Here is a 19,736-nt window from a genome sequence, read left to right on the forward strand (position 1 = left end):
CTGCTTGCCTGAACCATGACACTTCATATCCAGACCCCGTTGCTCGAATCCGGCGCCATGTCGGCGCCACGCGGCCAGATCGTATGGCTCAAGATGGAGGCGATGCAGCCGCCCGGGTCCTTCAAGATCCGCGGCATCGGCCATGCGTGCGAAGAATACGTCCGCCGGGGCGCGACGCGCTTCATCTCTTCATCGGGAGGCAACGCCGGCATCGCCGCCGCTTATGCCGGGCGCAGGCTGGGCGTTCCGGTACTGGTGGTGGTGCCCGAGACCACGACCGAGCGCGCGAAGCAACTGATACGGCGCGAGGGTGCGGAAGTGGTCGTGCACGGCGCCTCGTTCCAGGAAGCGAACGCGCTGGCGCAATCGATGGTGACCCCGGCCGACGCCTTCATCCACCCCTTCGACGACCCGCTGCTGTGGCAGGGGCATGCCAGCATGATCGACGAAGTAGCCGCTGCCGGCATCAAGCCCGACGCGGTGGTGCTGTCGGTGGGAGGGGGAGGTTTGATGTGCGGCGTGATCGAAGGGCTGCGCCGCAATCGCTGGGAGTCGGTGCCGGTAGTGGCGGTTGAAACGCAGGGCGCGGATTCGCTGTCCAAGGCGCTGAAAGCTGGCCAGCTGATCGAGCTGCCCGGCATCACCAGCATCGCCACGTCGCTGGGTGCGCGCAAAGTGGCGCTGCAGGCATTCGAATGGGCGCGGCAGTACGGCGTGCGCAGCGAAGTAGTGTCGGACCAGGCTGCGGTAGACGCCTGCGTGCGCTTCATGGACGACCACCGTGTCGTCGTCGAACCGGCATGCGGCGCCGCGCTTGCCGTCGCTTACGACGCACCGACGCTACTTGGCGGCTACGAGAATGTATTGGTAATCGTCTGCGGCGGCGTCACTGCTACAGTCACCCAACTAGAGAAGTGGGCTGACGACGGGGTTTGACGTCAAGGCCCGCCGTCCGCCCCAACTACCCCGTGTCCGGCCGACGCCAACTGCCCACCACCTGCGTCGCCCGGCACCTTGCGCGTCCCTTCCCACACTACATAGTCGTCCACCGAATACAGCTTGCACGGCTGCCCGCTGCTCTTCGCACAAGCCGCCAGCGCACGCTTCTCCGGCGCCTCGCCTTCCTCGCCCCAGCTCCAGGCCCCGTTCGGCGACACCGCAAACGCCCGCGGCGTCATCTTGGTCAAATACTCGCGATACGCCGCGCGCCCATCGTCCGTCAGGTAAGGCACCGCATCGATCTCATCGACCAGCGCATAATCCGTGCGCGGCAGCGTTGGCGCCTCCGCCACGCTGTATACCTCCTCGGTCGGCATCCCGATCTCCTGCAGGAAGCGCTGGGTATCCGGCCACCACACTTTCTCGCCATCGCGGCTGGCGATCATCCCGTGCGAATCGCGCTTGAACGGCCCGAAGGCCACCAGGCGCGCCTGACCACCCGACCTCACGAACGCGTCATGCATGCGCGCCGCAAGGTTGGGGCCGAACAGCGAGTCGTTAAACCCGTACATCCACAGGCTGGCGATCTTGTTGTGCGCGCCATAGTTGGCAAACGCGTTCACCAGTTCCGCGCGCCAGTCGCAGTTGGCGCCGTCGTCGCGCAGCCCGCCCGCGATATTGATCAAGCCACGCACACCCGGAATCGCCTCCGTGCCCATCGCGATGGTGGCAAGGCCGCCGTACGACTGGCCCGCTACCACGATACGGTCGTCGTCTACCCACGGCTGCGTGCGGGCGTAGTCGATGGCGGCCCTGATGTCGTCGGCGTGGCCGTGGCCGTTGGCGCGCATGTCGCAGCCATGGTCGACGTACTTGCCGGTGGAGTTGGAGAAGCCGCGGCGCATCGGCACTATCACGGCGTAACCGCGCTTGACGAAGGCGGTGGCCATGAACACGAAGCGGTCGCGCGCCTGGTTGCGCGGTTCGCCGGCTTCCTTGCCGTGGTTGATGACCAGCAGCGGGAACGGCCCGTCGCCGGGAGGGCGGTAGATTGTCGTCTGGAGCATCGCTTCATCGCGGCCGCCGGCCGGGATCATGATGACTTGCTCATTCAGGCGCGGATCGAGCGGCAGTTCCTGCTCGACCGACAAGGCCGGAAGCAATGCGAGCACGGCAACGCCTGCTGATGCGATGCGGCGTGCGGCGGTGCGGAGACGAGGCGTAGCGGTAAAAATAACGAACTCCCGGACATCGATTTCCGATTGGAATGTAATGATTCTAGGCACGCGATTTTTTGGGAGCAATACCCGATTGATAATTCTGTGCATCGTTTCCGGAAATATTTTGTTACAACGCGAGCTTCGTTATCGGCTTGTCAGTGCCTTCAAGGAAAGCCTGTAAACAAGACAACGCGGCGCGCCTTGTTGGCTGCTTCTTTTACAATTTTCAAACGATTAATAGCCCGGAGAGGGGAGTGCCATGATCAGGATCGGCGTGATTGTCGGAAGTACACGGCCAGGACGAAAGGCTTTGGACGTGGCCAAGTGGGTGATGGAAATCGCCAAGCTGCGCAACGACGCGGCCTACGAACTGGTCGACATCCAGGACTTCAACCTGCCGCTGCTGGACGAACCGGTGCCGCCGGCGATGGGGAAGTATTCCCAGCCGCACACCAAGGCGTGGGCTGCGAAGATCGCCACGTACGACGGCTTCGTCTTCGTGACGCCCGAATACAACCATGGCATTTCCGGCGCGCTGAAGAACGCGATCGACTTCCTGTTCGCCGAATGGAACAATAAGGCTGCCGGTTTCGTCGGCTATGGCAGCGCGGGCGGTGCGCGCGCGGTGGAAAGCCTGCGCCTGGTGATGGGCGAAATCAAGATCGCCGATGTGCGTGTGCAGGTGATGCTGTCGCTGCATTCCGATTTCGAGAACTACACAACCTTCAAGCCTGGCCAGCATCATGAGAAAACGGTGACGGCCATGCTGGACGAAGTGGTGTCGTGGGCGGGCGCGCTGAAACCGGTCAGGGAGCGCAAGGCGGCTGGCGGATAGCCGCTTGTTATAATCGGGCCACTTCATTTCCCGAGCAGGTGTGCGCCATTCGCGCCTGCCTGCACCGACCCGATGCCTGCACCGACCCGATGCCTGAACCATCCCCGCCAAAGCGCGCCATGTGCGCGGCCTGCCTGCGTCCTGGCGCGACCTGCATTTGCCCGTTTGTGACGCGGGTATCGGCCGCGGTCGAGCTTCTGGTGCTGCAGCATCCAATGGAAACGGGCAACGCGAAGGGCAGCGCGCAGCTGCTGCACCTGTGCCTTGCGGGCAGCCGGATAGCAAGCGGCGAGACCTTCGCGGAGGGCGCGCTGCATGAGCTGCTGTACGGCGGCGGACGCAGGCCCGTGCTGCTGTATCCGGAGACGCCGGATGAACGGTCGCTCGGCCTGGTTGCGCCGCCCGCTTTCGACAGCCGCTGGCGCGACGATCCTGCGTCGCTGCGGCTGGTGGTGCTGGACGGCACATGGCGCAAGAGCCGCAAGATGCTCTATCTGAATCCACTGCTGCAAGGGCTGCCGCGGCTGCCGCTGAGCCAAGTGCCGCCCTCGCTATACCGAATCCGCAAGGCGCATGCGCCCGACCAGCTGTCGACGCTGGAGGCAACCTGCTACGCGTTGATGCAGCTCGAACAGGATGGCGAACGGTTCCAGCCCGTGCTCGACGCCTTCGAGCGCTTCGTCGGGCGCTATGAGGAGGCTGCTGTGCAACACGCCATCAAGCGCGCTTGATTAGCGTGGGGCGGCGGCGTAGAATACTGTATGAATGTACAGTCATGAGGTGCTTCCATGCGAGGTCCCGACGAAAATGTAGAAGAGCACGTCATGCTGCCTCCGCGTCCGCTCGCGGCAAGGAAGGGGCGCGGGGCGGTATCGAACATCCAGGGCCGCTACGAGGTCAACGGCCGCGAATCGTTCGACGACGGCTGGGTACATGACGACGAAGACGACGAACCCGCGCCATTCAAAACGGTAGTCACGGACGAATTCGCCAAGACCATCCTCACCCGCAACGCCTCGCCCGACCTTCCCTTCAACGTATCTCTGAATCCCTACAGGGGGTGCGAGCACGGCTGCATTTATTGTTTCGCACGGCCCACGCACAGCTATCTCGGGCTGTCGCCGGGACTGGATTTCGAAAGCCGCCTGTTCGCCAAGGTCAATGCCCCGGACTTGCTGCGGCGCGAGCTGGCCAGGCCCTCGTATGTGCCGGAACCGATTGCCGTTGGCGTCAACACCGACGCCTACCAACCGTGCGAGCGCGAGTTCCGCATCACCCGCCGGGTGCTTGAAGTGCTGGATGAGTGCGAGCATCCTGTGGCGATGATCACCAAGAATTCACTGATCGAGCGCGACATCGACCTGCTGGTGCCGATGGCCGCGCGCAACCAGGCCATCGCCGCCATCACGCTGACCACGCTGGACCCTGACATTTCGCGCACGCTGGAACCCCGCGCGGCGGCGCCTGCGCGGCGCTTGCGGACGATCCGCACGCTGGCCGAGGCGGGCATTCCTGTTCGCGTGAGCGTGGCGCCTGTCATTCCGTTCGTGACCGAGCCTGAGCTTGAAAAGGTGCTCGAGGCCGCGTGCGAGGCTGGCGCGGTCAGCGCGCACTATGTCGTGCTGCGGCTGCCATGGGAAGTCAACCCGCTGTTTCAGGAATGGTTGCAGGCCCATTTCCCCGACCGCGCGCAGCGCGTGATGAACCGCGTGCGTGAAATGCGCGGCGGTAAGGATTACGACAGCGATTTCAGCCAGCGCATGCACGGGGAGGGCGTGTGGGCCGACCTGATCCGTCAGCGCTTTGAAAAGGCGGTCAAGCGGCTTGGCATGAACATGACCAGCGGGCGTTTCGCGGAGCTGGATACCTCGCGCTTCCAAAAGCCGCTGGTGGTGCCGACATCGGTTGGCAAACAGACGGGTAACGCAACCGGACAGTTGGACCTGTTTTCCTGAGCAGGGTCGTGACAATGTGCGGATTTTTGAGATGTATGCGCGCGTTGCTCATTGCGCTTCGGGGCCGTAGGAAGGAAATAGTATGCTCACCCTCAGGCCTTGTCCGCCCGGGCCGTCGTGCAAGGTAATGCCGGCACCGTGCAATGCGACGATGTCATGGACGATCGCAAGGCCCAGGCCGGTCCCAACCGGATTGGTTTCCATGGCCGCTTGCACACGGTAGAAGGGCGTAAAGATCTTGTCCCGCTCATGTTCCGGTACCCCAAGCCCACTGTCGATGACTTCGAACAGCGTGCCCCGGCCTTCGTCTAGCACTTCGAGCCGCATGGATACGCGCCCGCCCTGCGGCGTGTAACGGATCGCATTGTCGAGCAGGTTGGACACCAGTTCGTGCAGCATCAGGCCGTGGCCGAAGATGATGGCTTTGCTATCGGGCGCCTCCAGCGACAGGTCGATGTTCTTGTTGACGGCCGCGAGCGCCAGTTCCAGCCCGACCTGCTGCACTATCTCGTTCAGCGACACCGGCCCCATGGCGGCAACTTCGCTGCCATGCTCGATGCGCGCGAGCGTCAGCAGGCGATTCGCAAGGTGAATCGCTGAGTCGGTGGTGACAGAGATGGAGGAAACGATCTCGCGCATTGCCGCCACGTCGTTTTCGCGCAATGCCAGTTGCGCCTGCGTCTTCAAGATGGTCAGGGGCGTGCGCAGCTGGTGCGAGGCATCGGCGATGAAGCGGCGCTGGCTGGCGATCAGGTTCTGCAACCGCGTCATGGTGTGGTTCATCGCCGCCACCAGCGGGCGCACTTCCCTGTGCACCAGCGCCTCGTCGACATCCGACAGGTCCGAGACGGCGCGCGTTTCGACCTCGTGCTTGAGACGCATCAGCGGGCGCAATACCAGCCTGACGGCAAACCAGATGAGGGTGCCGGTGGCTAGCAGGAAGGCGGCTTGCCAGGCCAGCGTCTCGGCCAGGATCTTGCGCGACAGGGCTTGGCGCGCATTCAGCGTTTCGCCGACCTGGATCAGGGCGATGCCGCGCATCGAATCGTCGTAGACCGGCTGCAGCAGCGCGGCGATGCGCACCGGCTCCCCGTTGTAGTCGGCGTGATAGAAGCGCACCAGCGCCGGGTATGCTTCCGAGCGCGGCACGTTGGCCGGCACCGGCGGCAGGTCGTCGTAGCCCGACACCAGCTCCCCATCGAGCCCGCTTACCTTGTAGAAAATCCGTCCCAGCGTATCGGTTTCGAAGCTGTCGAGGGCGACGTAGGGCACGTCGGCGACCACCTTTCCGTCCTTGATGGCGACCCGCTCGGCCAGCGCACGGGTCGACGCCAGCAGCGAACGGTCGTAAGCCAGGTCGGCGGCGTCGATGGCGTTGAAATACACCGACACCGCGTTCAGGCAGGTAAGCAGCAGCAGCGGCACCAGCAGCCAGCGCAGCAGTTGCGAGCGCAGGCTGCCCAGGCGTGCCGGGCCGCCGTGCTTGTTCCGGATGACGGGTGGCAGCGTAGTCACGTCAGGCCGTGCTGGCGTCGGCGCCGCGTACCTGCAACAGGTAGCCGATGCCGCGCAGGGTCACGATCGCCGCCGCATCCGGCGCCGCCGATTCGAGCTTCTTGCGGATGCGGTGGATATACAGTTCGATCGCATCGATATTGGCATCGGCCTCCAGCGCGAACACTTCATCGAACAGCTTTTGCTTGGACACGGCCCGCCCTGAGCGCGTGATCAGCGCCTCGAGTACCGCATGCTCGCGCGGCGTCAGCGCCAGTGGTGCGCCGGCATAGGCGAACATGCGGCTCACGGTATCGAAGCTGAGTGCGCCACAGGAATGAACCAGCGCTTCGCCGCCATGGCTGCGCCGCAGCAGCGCCTTGACCCGCGCTTCGAGCTCGGTCAGTTCGAACGGCTTGGAGAGGTAGTCGTCCGCGCCGGAATTGAGGCCTTGCACCCGTTCTTCCAGGCCGCCGCGCGCGGTCAGGATCATGACCGGTGTCTTGCCGCGGGCACCGGGACGGGCGCGCAGCCGGCGCAGCACTTCCAGACCGTCCATCTTGGGCAGGGTCATGTCGAGGATGACCAGCGCATATTCCTGGGTGTGCAGCAGGGCGTCGGCATCGGCGCCGTTAAAGGCGCATTCCACCGCAAGGTTGGAGTCGTGCAGCGCCTTCGACAGCCAGCGCGAGAGCTCGATATTGTCTTCAACTAGCAAAATCCGCATGTTTTATCAGCGTGGGCGTTTGGATGGAGGAAGTGTATGCCCAGTTTCGATATTGCCGTTAGTAGATGTAAGAATAATTTTCCACCGGCGTGGCAGTTCGGAAACATCGAAAGCGTTGAAAGGCAATTGAAAGGAAAGCAGCCCTATAGTGACCCCCAGAGACAAAGCAGTCCACTACAAAATCGGGCTAACGACCCTAGAGCAAGGAATGCATCATGACCAGATTTTCCCTCGCGTCCGTCGCCACGGCAACGCGGGCACCCTCCCGTGCCATGCACTTTCCCCATCCCCCTGGGCGGCGCCGCGCCTCGACAAGGTCGCCGCCGCAGTAGCTCCCGCCATTGCCACTGAATAAATTTCGGCTCATAGACCGACAAGATCAAGGGGACAAAAAAATGAAAGTGCTTATCGTCGAAGACCAGGAACGCCTCGGCCGCTTCCTGAAACAGGGACTGGCCGAGCATGCCTATACCGTTTGCTGGGTGGGCTCCTGCCAGGAGGCGCGCGATGCGTTGTGCGAAACCGCCTACGATGCGATTATCCTGGACCTGGGACTGCCCGACGGCGACGGACTGGAGCTGCTGCGCGAATGGCGCAAGAGTGGCTTCAACGAGCCGGTGCTGATCCTCAGCGCGCGCGACAATGTAGAGGACCGCATCAAGGGGCTCGATCTTGGCGCGGACGACTACCTGCCCAAGCCATTCAGCCTGGAGGAGCTGCTGGCCCGGATACGTTCGCTGATGCGGCGCCACTCGTCGGCCAAGGACACCGTGCTGGAGCATCGCAACGTGCGCCTCGACCTGCTCGGCCACATGGTGCATATCGATGGCCAGACCGTGGACCTGACCAGCCGCGAGTTCGCGCTGCTGGAGATCTTCATGCAGAACGCCGGCCGCATCCTGCCGCGCACCCTGATCTCGGAAAAGATCTGGGCGGCGCACTACGATGTCGATACCAACCTGCTGGACGTGTATATGAGCCGCCTGCGCACCAAGGTCGACACGATTCCGGACCGGCCGCTGTTCCGGACCATCCGCGGCGTCGGCTACCAGCTGGTATGAGCGTGGCCGCGCGTTCCGCCATGGACAAGCGCCTTGCGCCGTTCGCGCTGCGTTTCAGGTCGGTCAGCGTCCGGCTGGCGATCTGGTACACGCTGGCGACGGCGGCCACGCTGAGCTGCCTGTTCGCCGCCGGCTACCAGCTGTTGGAACGCCACCTGATCCACGGCCTCGACCTGTTGACCACCGCCCAGTTCGAACAGGTCAAGTCGCACCTGCACCTTGAAGACGACAAGCTCGATCCGGCGGCGCTGGAGGAGCGGCTGCGCAAGGTGACCGACCATGCCGCGGTGCTGTTCTATATTGATGTACACAGCCCGGGCCGCGGCACCATCTTCCAGTCGACGAACATCCGGGGACGCGTGATCCCGGACGTCAAGGGCGAGCGCTTTTTCAACAGCCATGTGGAAGGTATCGGCGACGTCAGGGTTGGCGAGTTCATTCTCGGCCCGATCGACGTGAATGTCGCCACGCCCTTGCGCACCGTGCACAACGTGATGGAAGGCTATGCGGAAGTGTGCCTGGCCCTGTTTGGCACGATGCTGGTGGCCAGCGGCGTGATCGGATACTGCCTGAGCCAGCTGGCGCTGCGGCCGATCCGCAAGATCAGCGAAACCGCAAACCGTATCCGGTCCGACAACCTGAGCGAACGTATCGAGGTCTCCGAAGTGCGCGACGAAGTATCGGACCTGGCGCACATGTTGAACCAGATGTTCGACCGGCTCGAATTCTCCTTCAACAACATCCGCCACTTTGCGGCCGAAGTGTCGCATGAACTGAAGACGCCCCTTTCGCTGCTGCGCCTGCTGGGCGAAAAGATGCTGCTGGACGGTACGGCCAGCGCTGCGCACCAGGAATCGATCCAGGTCCAGCTGGAGGAACTGGCGCGGCTCGACCAGATCGTTGAAGAACTGCTGTTCCTGTCGCGCGTGGAAGCACGCGGCGTGCACTTCCAGATGGTCGAAGCCAATCCGGCGCGCTTCCTGCACGCCTTCGCGCAGGATGCCAAGGTGCTGGCCGAACACCACCAGGTGCGCTTCGCATATACCCATGACGGCGAAGGCCCGGTGCAGTTCGACGACAAGCGGATGCGCCAGGTGCTGCTCAACCTGTTATCCAACGCCCTGCACATTTCTCCCGCTGGCTCGCACGTCACGCTGCGATCCATGCTGGCCGACGGCAAGTGGGTATTGCGAGTCGAGGACGAAGGCCCCGGCCTGCCAGCCGACAAACACGAACAGATGTTCGAGCGCTTCGTGCGCCACCAGCCGCAGGAAAGCGGCTACAAGGGCAGCGGCCTGGGGCTGGCGATCTGCCGCAGCATCGTCGGCCTGCACAAGGGGCGGATTTTTGCCACGCATGGTCCGAACGACCGCGGGCTGCACGTGGTCATCGAGATTCCCGCACTCGCGGCCTAGTTCCTGGCCAGGTACCAGCTATACGCGGCGAACGCCGGTACGCACACCAGCGGCAGGCATAGCAGAACGGCGGATGCCATGGCTTTACCCCCGTCCGGGCGCCGCTACGGTCGTGACGGCCGCTGGCCGCGCCGGCACTGCTGCGCGGGACTTCATCGGGGCGGGTGTCATTGTCTGCACGGGGAGGGCCTTTTTTTCGAGATTGGCGGGACGCCTGGCGATGGCGGGGGACAGGCGAACGATGAGCCAGCGAGCTGAATCCTCCCTGTCATTTACCTGAATATTTATTCAGTTTGCTCCGGCGCGGCCGCGCTTAAAACTCGTTCAGGATGGCTTCAGGTTGCCTTCAGGATTGGCTGTCAATGTGGCGATTGTCTTCAACCCGACTAGTCAAAAAGGATCCGTACATGAAACTGAACCCCCGCCTTACCCCGATCGCCCTGCTGGTAGCGGGCCTTACCTTGTCCCAGGGTGCGCTGGCTTTCGACGGCTGGCACCTCGAAAGCGCGACCCCGATCCCCGGCACCGGCTCGAGCTGGGATTACCTTTCCATCGACGAGGCGCGCGGCCGCCTGTTCATCGGCCACCGGAAAGAGGGCCTGAAAGTGTTCGACCTGGCCAGCGGCAAGGTGATCAAGGTGGTCGACCACACCGTCGCCGGCTCGTCCAACGGCGCCACCCTGATGCCGGAATTCGACCTCGGCATTTCCAACAACGAGGACGGCTCGATCACCCCGTTCAAGCTGTCGACGCTGGAAGCCCGGCCTTCGATCAAGCTCAGCTCGGAGCTCGACACCAGCCACTACGATCCGCTCACCAAGCGCCTGCTTGTCAACGTGGCCGGCGACAAGGATGGCGGCACTGACCTGGTCGTGCTGCAAGCGCCCGCGTTGAATGTCGTCGGCACCATCCGCGTGCCGTCGATCAAGCCGGAGCATGCCGACTCCGATGGCAAGGGCAACTACTTCCTGACCGCGCGCGACCAGGACAAGGTGTTCCGCATCGACCTGAAGAACCTGAAGGTCACCGCGACCTGGTCCACGCCCGGATGCGGCCAGACCAACGGCTTGGCGATCGACCCTGCGACCGACCGGATTTTCCTGGGTTGCCGTGGACGGGGCGAGGTGAAGCCTTCGTTCGCGGTCATGAATTCGACCAACGGCGCCATTATCTACACCCATGAAGTCGGCGGCGGCAACGACGGCGTGATCTACGATGCCGACCTCAAGCGGATTATCCTGTCGAACAGCGTCAACGCGGTCATCAACATCTTTGAGCAGCAGGGCCCCGACAGCTACCGTCCGGTCGAGTCGCTCGGCACCCGTGCCAGCGTGCGCACCATTGCGCTGCACAGCAAGACCAAGAAGCTGTATTCGTTCGCCGCCGAAGGCAGCGCCGACCACGCCAGGAAGATCACCACCACGGTATCGCCGTTCTATGCCAATACCTTCTTCCCCAACACCTTCACGGTGATGACCTACTCCCGCAAGTAAGCTCGTTGGCGGCGCCGCGTGTCATGCGGCGCCATTGCCTTTCCCTCCCTTCTCAGGCAGTTCCCGAACCGGCCGGCAGCAGCGTTACGCTGGTGCGGCGGTTCACAGCCTCGAACCAGAGATACAATACCGGCGTGATGAACAGGGTGATGACCTGGGAGACCAGCAGGCCGCCCACCACCGTCACGCCCAGCGGCTGGCGCAGTTCCGCGCCGGCGCCGATGCCCAGCGCGATCGGCAAGGCCCCCAGCAGCGCACACAGCGTGGTCATCATGATCGGCCGGAAGCGCAGCTCGCAGGCCGAGCGGATCGCCTGCTCGGGCGTGGCCCCGTGCCGGCGCTGCGCGTCAAGCGCGAAGTCGATCATCATGATGGCGTTTTTCTTGACCACGCCGACCAGCAGCAGGATGCCGATCATCGCGATGAAGGTCAGTTCGAGCCCGCACAGGCGTAGTGCCAGCAGGGCGCCCAGCGCCGCCGACGGCACGCCGAGCAGGATCGTGACCGGATGGATCCAGCTTTCATACAGCATGCCTAGCACCACATAGATGGTGGCGACCGCAACCAGGATCAGCCACAGTTGGGTCGACTGGGCCTTGTCGAATACCGCCGCAAGGCCGGCAAAGGCGCCGAACACGGACTGCGGCATCTTGACCGCGGCGCGCGCCGCCTCGATTGCCGTGCCGGCGTCGGACAGGGATTTCCCTGGCCGCAGGTCGAACGAAATCGTCACGGCCGCCAGTTGTCCCTGGTGATTGACCGCCATCGTGCCGGGCTGGCGACGTACCCGCGCCAGTGCCGACAACGGCACCAGCGTGCCGCTGTTCGCGCGCACATGGATGGCGGCGAGGTCGCTTTCGTCGCTGCGCCTGGCCTCGGCCACCTCCATGATCACCTTGTAGCTGTCTTCCGGTGCGTAGATGGTCGACACCTGGCGCCGTCCGAAGGCTGCATACAGGCTGCTGCGGATGCCGGCCAGTTCGACGCCCAACTGCGCTGCCTTGTCGCGGTCGACATCGATCAGGACCTGCAGGCCGTTCTTCTGCGAGTCGCTGTTGACGCCGACGAACACCTCCGATTCGCGCATCGCCGCCATCAGCCGGCTGGCCCATTCGTCCAGGTCGCCGCCGCCAACCGCCTGCAGCGTGTACTGGTAAGTCGACTTGGAGCTGCGCCCGCCGATCTTGAGGTTTTGAACAGGGCTGAACAGCACCTGGATCCCGGGCAGGAATGCCGTGTCCTTGCGCAGGCGCGTCAGTACCTCGCTCATCGGCGGCCGTTCGCCGCGCGGCTTGAGGGTGATGGTCAAACCGTTGGTATCGTGGTCGACCTTGGTCGCGATCGACTCGATGGCCGGGTCGTCCAACAGGCTGGCCTCGATCCGCGTGACCGCGTCGAGGCGGCCGAGGAAGGACATGTCCTGCGGGCCTTCGACGGTAGCCTGGATCTGACCGATGTCCTCCTGCGGGAAGAAGCCCTTGGGTGCGGCGATATACAAGGCGGCTGTCAGGCCGAATGTCGCCAGCGCAACCGAGAGCACCACGCCGCGGTGGCGCAGCGCCCAGTCGAGCCGCGCCAGGTAGCAGCGCTGGACCCAGGCGAACGCGGCCTCGAAGCGCTTGCCGCCGCCGTGGCCGCTATGTTTTCCGATCAGCAACGGAGCCAACAGCGGGATCAGGGTCAGCGCGACGCAGGCCGATACCAGGATCGCCAGCGATACGACGATCGCGAACTCGTGGAACAGCAGGCCGATCGTACCCGGCATGAAAAAGATGGGAATGAAAACGGCAACCAGCGACACCGAGATCGACACGACGGTGAAACTGACTTCGCGCGCGCCGCGCAAGGCCGCCTCCACGGGGCGCAGGCCTTGTTCGATGTACCGGATGATATTTTCGAGTACCACGATGGCATCGTCTACCACGAGGCCGACCGCGATTGTGATGCCCATCAGCGATATGTTGTTCAGGCTCAGGCCGAGCAGCGACATCAGCCCGAAGGTGCCGAGCAGCGACAGGGGCAGGCTGATGGCCGCGATCACCGTGGCCGCCACGCTGCGCAGGAACAGTAGGATCACCATGATCACCAGCGCGATGGTGAGCATGATCGTAATATGGACGTCGTGCATGGCGTCGCGGATCGACAGCGAACGGTCGCTCAGCAGCCGCACCCTGACCGAGGCAGGCATCTTTTCCTGCAGGCGCGGCAGCAGCGCGCGGATGGCGTCGATGGTGGCAACGGTGTTGGCGCCGGGCTGGCGCTGGACGGTGAGCAGGATCGCACTGGCGCCGTCGATATTGCTGCTGTTTTGGGCGTTCTCGATGCTGTCCTCGACGGTGGCAACGTCGCGCAGGCGCAAGGTATGGCCGTTGCGGGTGGCGATCACTTGCGCGCCGAAATCGCTCGCTTTCCTCAGGCCGCCGGCCATTTGCAGCATCAGCATCTGGCGCTTGCCGTCAAGCTGGCCGACCGGCGTATTGGCATTCGCGCCCTTGAGTGCCGCCGCCACTTCATCTATCGTCAGGTCTGCCGCCGCCAGGCGTTGCGGGTCGATCCCGATCCGCACGGCGTATCGCTTCTGTCCGGTGACGGTGACCTGTGCCACGCCGGGAACCGCCGACAGGGACGGGACGATCAGGTTGTCGGAAAAGCCGTTCAGCTCGGAAAGTTGCAGCGTCGGCGAGGAAAGACCGATCAGCAGGACCGGGGCGTCGCCCGGGTTGAGCTTCTTGTAGGAGGGCGGCGAGGTCATTTCCGCCGGTAGCGAACGCGAGACCCGGAACAGCGCGGCCTGTACATCGCCGGCGGCGGCGTCGATATTGCGCGAGGCTTCGAATTCGAGGGTGATCTTGGTCTCGCCCTGGACGCTGGTGGAGGTGGTGCCGGTCAGGCCCGGAATCGATGAGAATTCCTTTTCCAGCGGCGTGGCGACCGACACCGACATGGTCTCCGGGCTTGCCCCGGTCAGGCGGCCGGTGACCTGCAGCGTCGGGGTGTCGTAGTCGGGCAGGGCGGAGATCGGCAGCTGCTTCCAGCTCGCGATGCCGGCCACGCTGGCGCTCAGCCACAGCAGCATGGTGGCGATCGGGCGCCGCATGCAGAATTCAGGAATGTTCATTGGCGTCCTCCCATACCGGCCCGCGCAATGCGCACCGCTTTACCCTCGCGCACCTTGGCGCCCCCGTCGATCACAACCCGTTCGCCCTCGCCCAAGCCGGTGACGATGGCCTGCTGCTGGCGGATCCGCAGCATGGCGACCGCGCGCCGCTCGGCCTTGCCGCCGCTGCCGATGACGTAGACGAAGTGGCCGTCCGGCCCGTCGAGCACCGCATGGGCCGGCAGCACCGAGGCGTCCGGCACCGTACCTAGTCCCACCACCACGCGCGCGAAGGCGCCGGGCCATAGCGCATGGCCGGGATTGGCGAAACTCGCCTTGACGGCGATGGTGGCGCTGGCTGGATCGACGCTGGAGTCGATGAAGGTCAGCTGGCCAACCCGGCGCTGCGGCGCCGCGGCCGCCGCTCCGTTCGGCTCGTCCAGCGTCACCGTGGCCTTGCCGCGCCGTTGCGCATCGCGCAAGGCGTCCAGCTGCGGCTCCGGCAAGGCGAAGGCGACGCCGACCGGATCGAGCTGGACCAGCGTGACCAGGGGGGCGCCGGCCCCGGCTTGCACCAGGCTGCCGGGGTGGACATTGACCGCGCCGGTCCGGCCGTCGATCGGGGCGCTGATCCTGGTACGTTCGAGCTGGATGCGGGCGCTTGCGATCTCGGCCTGGGCCGCTGCGCGCTGCGCCTGCAGCTCCGCTACCCGCGCCTCCAGCGTTTCGGATGCGTTGGCGGAAATGAATCCTGACTGGACCATCTGGAGCGAGCGCTCCAGCTTGCGCTGGGCGTCGATCAGCTCGGCCTTGATCTGAGCGGTCTGGGCGCGTGCCCGCGCCAGCTGGGCACTGTGGCTGCTGTCGTCAAGCATGAACAGCAGCTCTCCGGCGCGCACCAGCTCGCCTTCCCGGAAGTGTACCGAGCGTATCGTGCCGGTCAGCTGGGACCGGATGTCGACCTGGCTCAGCGCCCGGACATGTCCTTCGAGGCTCAGTTCCAGTGCCTCGCCGCGCGGGTGGACCACGGCCGTGCTGACCAGGGGGGCGGGTTTGGGGGGCTTGGGCGGCGCTGCGCCGCCCGCTTGCGCCATCCATGCGAGGAGGGCGGCGCTGCCCGCGGCAAGCACCAGTGCCGATGCGGCGGTGGTTTTTTTCATCAGAATTGCTCCGAGAAACCCTGTACTTCAGGGCAGGGAGTGAAAGGAGCCGGGCGCGAAGCGCCCGCAGCCGTCCAAGTGAAAAAATGTTTTGAACTTTGATGTTGGTCCACGGTCAAACTCCATAAGTGCTTCAGTATGCGATTACGCGCTGGGGCATGATTTACCAGTACCGCTTTTTCCAATCCGCAGTCGCCTTAGGCGAGGTCGAGAGATATCCTGCGGATTGAATAAGAAGCTGGGGTCTTTCAGTCCGGCTTCCGTCTGGGGATCAGACGCCAGCAGTGGGAATCCCCTTTCGTTCACGAAGGGGAGGATGTCAAGTAGTCTCTCTTTTTTATGACGCGGTCATTCGGACCGCGCGTGATTATATACAGACGCGAGGACGCCACTGCCGATTATATCGGCCCCGCAACCGCCTCAGGGTTCGATCCACAGCTTTCCGCCGTCCGTGCGCACCCGCGTTCCCATCTCCGCGCAAAGGCCGGTCATGCGCTTGGCGATGTAGCCGAAGTGCGCGCCGCCCGCGAGCCTGGCCTGGCAGTCGGCAATCAGCACCGGATGCAGGCCGATCCGCCGGAGGGCAGCGCGGCCGAGCTCCAGTTCGAACAGCAGCTGGTGGTCGTTCCTGAACTCCGGGTCTATATAGTAGTCATCGACCAGGTCGCCCGCCGCATACACGATCGGGCAGCCCCGTACAGCTCGATGCCATGGAAGACATGCGCGCTGTGCCCGAACAGTATCCTCCAGCCCATGTCGATGGCGGCGTGCGCGATGCGCCGGAACTTGCGCGAAGGCTCGGACACCATGTTCGGGCCCAGTGCAGCGACAGGATCGGCCAGTCGGCCTTCGCTTGCTGGATGGGCTCGAGCAGCTTGCGCATCAGCGCCAGCGCGGCCGGTTCGTCGTCGAGGTCCACATAGGTGGTGCCGGGCCGGCGCACGCCGGCTGCAAAGTCCACCTGGTGGTCGCAAAGGGCGGCCATGCCGAAGCGCAAGCCGTTGCGCTCAGCGAACACCGGCGCCCGCGCCTCATCGATGGAATTGCCTGCGCCGGCCCACCCGATGCCCCTGGCGCGCAGGTACTTCATGGTGTCGAGCAGGCCTTCGACGTCGTAATCGAGGGCATGGTTATTGGCCAGGCTGACGAGGTCAACCCCGGCGTCGGTCAGCGCATGCACGGCAGCAGGCGGCGCCCCGAAGTAGAAAGCCTTCGGCGCCCCATGCCATTCGCGGGTGGAAGACGTGATCGCGCATTCCAGATTGACGATGGTGAGGTCGGCCTTGCTCATCAGCGGCGCGACGCCGCTCAGCGGATAGTGCGGGCCGAAGCGCTGGATCGCCTTGCCGACCAGCCGCCCGAGCATGACGTCGCCGCCCAGCATCAGGCGCACCCGCGGGTCGGGGCCAGGGACGGAATCGGATAACACGGCGGCGTTCAATCATAGGGACGTTGGCCCATGATTTCAAAAAATGCCCCTCCGCGTCAAGCGGAGCACGGCGAATCGGGCCTTACAAGGCGCACTGCACCGCCCTGGCGCCCAGCAGCGCCACGACCACCTGCGGGTCGATGCCGATCAGATAGCCGCGCCGCCCGCCGTTGATATAGATCTTTTCCAGCGCGAGGATGCTTTCCTCCACATAGACCGGCATCGCCTTTTTTGTGCCGAACGGGGAAGTGCCGCCCACCATGTAGCCGGTATGGCGCTGCGCCACCTCCGGCTTGCACGGTTCGACCGACTTGCACGGGATGGCGCGCGCCAGGTTCTTGGTCGAGACCTTGCAGTCGCCATGCATCAGGACGATCAGCGGGCGCGCCGCCTCGTCCTGCATGATGAGGGTCTTGACCACGTCGTGCTCCGGCACGCCAAGCTCGCGCGCCGACACCGCGGTGCCGCCATGTTCTTCGTATTCGTAGGGGTGTTCGGTGAAGCTAACCTGGTTCTTTCGCAGGAACTGGGTCGCCTGCGTCTCGGAAGTATGCTCTTTGCGGGCCATGCGTGTTACGCTAAAGGTTCATTGAGGAGTCTTATTATGCAGCAAGAGATTCGCTTTGCCACCTTCAATGTATTCAACCTCGCCCCGCCGGCGCGAGGCTGTACGACAACCTGCTGCCCTCCACGCCCGCGGAGTACGAGGCGAAGATCGCCTGGACTGCGCGCCAGATCGACATGCTGGACGCCGACGTCATCGGCTTCCAGGAGATCTTCTCGCAGGCGGCGCTGAAGGATGCGTTGTCGCGCACGACCAAATACCGCAACGCCCACCACGTCGGTTTCGATCCCGACCCGGCCGCCGAACGCCTGACGCCCAGCGTGGCGCTGGTCTCGCGGTTGCCGCTGGCCGGCGAAGGCACCGCCTATGGCCTGTTCCCCAGCGGGGTCGCCCTGCCCGCCGGCATGCGCGACCCCGACGCTTCACGCGGCCGGTGGTGCATGCGCCTGTCGTCGTGTCGCCCGACTGCACGCTGGACGTGGTGGTGGTCCACCTCAAGTCGCGCCGCCCCGACTACCGCAACGGCGACGCCGGCGACGATACGCAGGCGTACGCCATGGCCTGCCTGCGTTCGCTGGTACGGCGCGGCACCGAGGCGGTCGGCCTGCGCGTTCTGCTCAGCAGCCTGGGCAAGGCCAACAAGCGTCCGCGCGTGGTGCTGGGCGACTTCAACGACGTGGCCGACTCGGTCACCACCGCCATCGTGCAGGGCGTCGGCGCGCCGCTGGGCGACCGCATGTTCGACGCCTACGACCTGCAGCGGACACAGGACCGGTTGCGCCACGTGGGTTTCAGCAGCATGCACGAGGGCCGCTACAGTACCATCGACCATATCCTGCTGTCCGAGGACTTCAACACGGCGCTTCCCAACGCCATCGGCGAAGTGGTGGAAGTGAACTACCTGAACGACCACCTGGTGCTGGAACTGCCCGAGGCCTCCGACCACGGCCAGGTGCTGGCGCGCATCCGCCTGTTCGACGAGACGCACGGGCTCATTGATGCAGGCCTGTGAGGCCCGGGTTGCTTGAAAGCGTGGCCTCGTCGGCGCTCATGACGAATGCGCGTTCATGTCGGGCCTGAAGAAGCGGAAGGCGTTGCGGCCGCCCTGCTTGGCGTGGTACATCGCGATGTCGGCGTGCTGCATGAGGGTGTCGACATCGGTGCCGTCGCCCGGATAGATGCTGATGCCGATCGAAACGCTCACGGAAGCCCGCACCGTGCCAGCGTCCACCGGCTGCAAAATCGAATGCATCACGCTCTCGGCAACATGGGCGGCCTGGTCCACCCCGCCGATGTCGGCCAGGATGATCACGAACTCGTCGCCCCCGTGGCGGCTGACCGTTCGATTGCCTCGCGTCCAGGTCCATCCGGCTCATGCATATCCGGCGACGATTGCTGGCTGGCACTCAAAACATTTCCTTTGATGAAGAGGAGCGCTGTGTCACGTTCTGCGCGCCGGAATGCCAATTCTCGACGGCTGCGCAAGCCCGCCGCTTGCGACAGCACAAAGTGGTGCGGCGCGACTGATTCCGCTGTTCAATAGATAAGCATCCTGCGACGTTTTGTCCCGGCTTTTTGCATTTCATCGCGCCGAAAGCGCCTCCTGTCGCATTCCGATGGCGGGCCGGCGCCGCTTTTTCTAGAGTGTCAACATGCGCTTGGGGCTCCATCCTGGTTTCCAGGGCGGAGCACATGCGCCTCCCGCCGCCGTTCAACTGAACACGATAAGAAAATCGAAAATGAAACTCGAAAACCTGCCCCGGCCGCCCCTTCCATCAAAACCACCACCAGGAAGCGCTGGCGCGCGCCCGCGATCGCGCTGGCCGCGGTCGCCATCGCGCCGGTGGCTGGTATGCGATGAAGCCGCCGGCCAAGCCCGCGGCGCCGGCCGCCGCACAGGCAGCCGCCGGCAAGGATGGGCCGAAGATTGAGGTATATGAATTGTCGGCGCGCGACGTGGCCGCCATCGGCACCGGCGAACTGCGCGTCAATCTCCCGCTTTCCGGCTCGCTCATTCCGCTGTCGCAGGCGACCATCAAGTCCAAGGTGTCGGGCGTGGTCACCGGCGCCACCGTGCAGGAAGCATGGCGGTATCCGCCGGCCAGGTGCTGGCGCCTCGACCAAGCCGACCAGCGCGCACGCGTGGCGCAGCAGCAGGCGGCGCTGGACGAAGCCAACGCCCGCCTCGACATGGCGGTCAAGAACAACGCCAATAGCCAGGCCCTGCTCACCCAGAACTACATTTCGCAGAACTCGCACGACACCACCTCCAACGCGGTGGCGCTGGCGCGCGCCAGCGTCAAGTCGGCCCAGGCCCAGCTCGACCTCGCACGCAACGCACTGAAC

17 protein-coding genes and 2 pseudogenes are annotated in these 19,736 nt (G+C 64.4%); 9 read left to right on the forward strand and 10 right to left on the reverse strand.

All coding sequences use genetic code 11. From position 1 onward, the window contains the following. The first annotated feature begins 15 nt into the window (after positions 1-15). Positions 16-936, forward strand: coding sequence for a pyridoxal-phosphate dependent enzyme (locus D3872_RS08015; protein ID WP_119810282.1), 921 nt, complete (start codon positions 16-18; stop codon positions 934-936). 2 nt (positions 937-938) lie between these two features. On the opposite strand, the gene D3872_RS08020 is transcribed toward D3872_RS08015, so the two are convergent. Next, on the reverse strand, positions 939-2,111 hold the full coding sequence (locus D3872_RS08020; protein WP_229459221.1) for an alpha/beta hydrolase family protein: 1,173 nt from the start codon (positions 2,109-2,111) through the stop codon (positions 939-941). A gap of 307 nt (positions 2,112-2,418) precedes the next feature. Here D3872_RS08020 and D3872_RS08025 point away from each other — a divergent pair, with 307 nt between their 5' ends. From D3872_RS08025 to D3872_RS08035, 3 genes are all read left to right on the forward strand, one after another. After that, positions 2,419-2,994 carry an NADPH-dependent FMN reductase gene (locus D3872_RS08025; RefSeq protein WP_119810283.1) on the forward strand — a complete coding sequence of 192 codons (576 nt, stop codon included), beginning with the start codon at positions 2,419-2,421 and terminating at the stop codon, positions 2,992-2,994. Positions 2,995-3,083: 89 nt separating this feature from the next. Further along, a complete protein-coding gene (locus D3872_RS08030) occupies positions 3,084-3,725 on the forward strand; it encodes a tRNA-uridine aminocarboxypropyltransferase (protein WP_119810284.1) in 642 nt (213 codons plus the stop codon). A 93-nt stretch (positions 3,726-3,818) separates the two neighbouring features. Then, positions 3,819-4,949 (forward strand): PA0069 family radical SAM protein, encoded by a 1,131-nt coding sequence (locus D3872_RS08035; RefSeq protein ID WP_119810285.1) that lies wholly within the window; start codon positions 3,819-3,821, stop codon positions 4,947-4,949. 48 nt (positions 4,950-4,997) lie between these two features. Here the strand turns inward: D3872_RS08035 and D3872_RS08040 are convergent, their stop codons facing one another. Together D3872_RS08040 and D3872_RS08045 are read right to left on the reverse strand one after the other, a co-directional pair. After that, a complete protein-coding gene (locus D3872_RS08040; RefSeq protein ID WP_229459222.1) occupies positions 4,998-6,464 on the reverse strand; it encodes a sensor histidine kinase in 1,467 nt (488 codons plus the stop codon). A 1-nt stretch (position 6,465) separates the two neighbouring features. Continuing rightward, positions 6,466-7,170 carry a response regulator gene (locus D3872_RS08045; protein ID WP_119810286.1) on the reverse strand — a complete coding sequence of 235 codons (705 nt, stop codon included), beginning with the start codon at positions 7,168-7,170 and terminating at the stop codon, positions 6,466-6,468. 395 nt (positions 7,171-7,565) lie between these two features. Here D3872_RS08045 and D3872_RS08050 point away from each other — a divergent pair, with 395 nt between their 5' ends. The 3 genes from D3872_RS08050 to D3872_RS08060 all read left to right on the forward strand — a co-directional run bounded on the left by D3872_RS08050 (position 7,566) and on the right by D3872_RS08060 (position 11,139). Further along, positions 7,566-8,231: a response regulator gene (locus D3872_RS08050; RefSeq protein WP_119810287.1), complete on the forward strand. Its 666-nt coding sequence runs from the start codon at positions 7,566-7,568 to the stop codon at positions 8,229-8,231. A 2-nt stretch (positions 8,232-8,233) separates the two neighbouring features. Beyond that, complete coding sequence (locus D3872_RS08055; RefSeq protein ID WP_229459223.1) at positions 8,234-9,646, forward strand: ATP-binding protein; 1,413 nt, start codon at positions 8,234-8,236, stop codon at positions 9,644-9,646. A 407-nt stretch (positions 9,647-10,053) separates the two neighbouring features. Further along, entirely contained in the window at positions 10,054-11,139 is a 1,086-nt protein-coding gene (locus D3872_RS08060) for a YncE family protein (RefSeq protein WP_119810288.1), read from the forward strand. A 52-nt stretch (positions 11,140-11,191) separates the two neighbouring features. Here the strand turns inward: D3872_RS08060 and D3872_RS08065 are convergent, their stop codons facing one another. From D3872_RS08065 to D3872_RS27240, 6 genes and pseudogenes are all read right to left on the reverse strand, one after another. Then, on the reverse strand, positions 11,192-14,257 hold the full coding sequence (locus tag D3872_RS08065) for an efflux RND transporter permease subunit (RefSeq protein WP_119810289.1): 3,066 nt from the start codon (positions 14,255-14,257) through the stop codon (positions 11,192-11,194). Next, the gene (locus D3872_RS08070) at positions 14,254-15,396 is read right to left on the reverse strand and encodes an efflux RND transporter periplasmic adaptor subunit (protein ID WP_119810290.1); all 1,143 of its coding nucleotides are present in this window, start codon (positions 15,394-15,396) and stop codon (positions 14,254-14,256) included. Before D3872_RS08070 ends, D3872_RS08065 begins: the two co-directional genes overlap by 4 nt. Positions 15,397-15,816: 420 nt before the next feature. After that, positions 15,817-16,077 carry a hypothetical protein gene (locus tag D3872_RS08075; RefSeq protein ID WP_119810291.1) on the reverse strand — a complete coding sequence of 87 codons (261 nt, stop codon included), beginning with the start codon at positions 16,075-16,077 and terminating at the stop codon, positions 15,817-15,819. After that, positions 16,038-16,780: pseudogene (locus tag D3872_RS08080) on the reverse strand (CapA family protein). Before D3872_RS08080 ends, D3872_RS08075 begins: the two are co-directional and overlap by 40 nt. A gap of 127 nt (positions 16,781-16,907) precedes the next feature. After that, positions 16,908-17,393 (reverse strand): Cys-tRNA(Pro) deacylase, encoded by a 486-nt coding sequence (gene ybaK / locus D3872_RS08085; RefSeq protein WP_119810293.1) that lies wholly within the window; start codon positions 17,391-17,393, stop codon positions 16,908-16,910. A gap of 73 nt (positions 17,394-17,466) precedes the next feature. After that, positions 17,467-17,751, reverse strand: coding sequence for a hypothetical protein (locus tag D3872_RS27240; protein ID WP_307719414.1), 285 nt, complete (start codon positions 17,749-17,751; stop codon positions 17,467-17,469). A gap of 75 nt (positions 17,752-17,826) precedes the next feature. Between D3872_RS27240 and D3872_RS27245 the strand changes: the two genes are divergently transcribed. Further along, complete coding sequence (locus tag D3872_RS27245; protein WP_307719415.1) at positions 17,827-18,402, forward strand: endonuclease/exonuclease/phosphatase family protein; 576 nt, start codon at positions 17,827-17,829, stop codon at positions 18,400-18,402. A 36-nt stretch (positions 18,403-18,438) separates the two neighbouring features. Here the strand turns inward: D3872_RS27245 and D3872_RS08095 are convergent. Beyond that, positions 18,439-18,738 (reverse strand): annotated as a pseudogene (locus D3872_RS08095) (diguanylate cyclase domain-containing protein); the annotation flags it as partial. Positions 18,739-19,247: 509 nt separating this feature from the next. On the opposite strand from D3872_RS08095, the gene D3872_RS08100 reads away from it, so the two are divergent. Beyond that, positions 19,248-19,736, forward strand: a 489-nt coding sequence (locus tag D3872_RS08100; protein WP_502567353.1) for an efflux RND transporter periplasmic adaptor subunit, incomplete at its 3' end; no start/stop codon positions are given.

The organism is Massilia cavernae (genome assembly GCF_003590855.1).
GTDB classification, from domain to species: Bacteria; Pseudomonadota; Gammaproteobacteria; order Burkholderiales; family Burkholderiaceae_D; genus Telluria_A; species Telluria_A cavernae.

What these genes read in the sequence shown, in the direction of transcription:
- D3872_RS08065 (WP_119810289.1), bottom strand. Translation starts at nt 14,257, where the DNA reads ATGAACATTCCTGAATTCTGCATGCGGCGCCCGATCGCCACCATGCTG.
- D3872_RS08070 (WP_119810290.1), bottom strand. Translation starts at nt 15,396, where the DNA reads ATGAAAAAAACCACCGCCGCATCGGCACTGGTGCTTGCCGCGGGCAGC.
- ybaK (WP_119810293.1), bottom strand. Translation starts at nt 17,393, where the DNA reads ATGGCCCGCAAAGAGCATACTTCCGAGACGCAGGCGACCCAGTTCCTG.
- D3872_RS08025 (WP_119810283.1), top strand. Translation starts at nt 2,419, where the DNA reads ATGATCAGGATCGGCGTGATTGTCGGAAGTACACGGCCAGGACGAAAG.
- D3872_RS08050 (WP_119810287.1), top strand. Translation starts at nt 7,566, where the DNA reads ATGAAAGTGCTTATCGTCGAAGACCAGGAACGCCTCGGCCGCTTCCTG.
- D3872_RS08030 (WP_119810284.1), top strand. Translation starts at nt 3,084, where the DNA reads ATGCCTGAACCATCCCCGCCAAAGCGCGCCATGTGCGCGGCCTGCCTG.
- D3872_RS08035 (WP_119810285.1), top strand. Translation starts at nt 3,819, where the DNA reads ATGCTGCCTCCGCGTCCGCTCGCGGCAAGGAAGGGGCGCGGGGCGGTA.
- D3872_RS08015 (WP_119810282.1), top strand. Translation starts at nt 16, where the DNA reads ATGACACTTCATATCCAGACCCCGTTGCTCGAATCCGGCGCCATGTCG.
- D3872_RS08045 (WP_119810286.1), bottom strand. Translation starts at nt 7,170, where the DNA reads ATGCGGATTTTGCTAGTTGAAGACAATATCGAGCTCTCGCGCTGGCTG.
- D3872_RS08060 (WP_119810288.1), top strand. Translation starts at nt 10,054, where the DNA reads ATGAAACTGAACCCCCGCCTTACCCCGATCGCCCTGCTGGTAGCGGGC.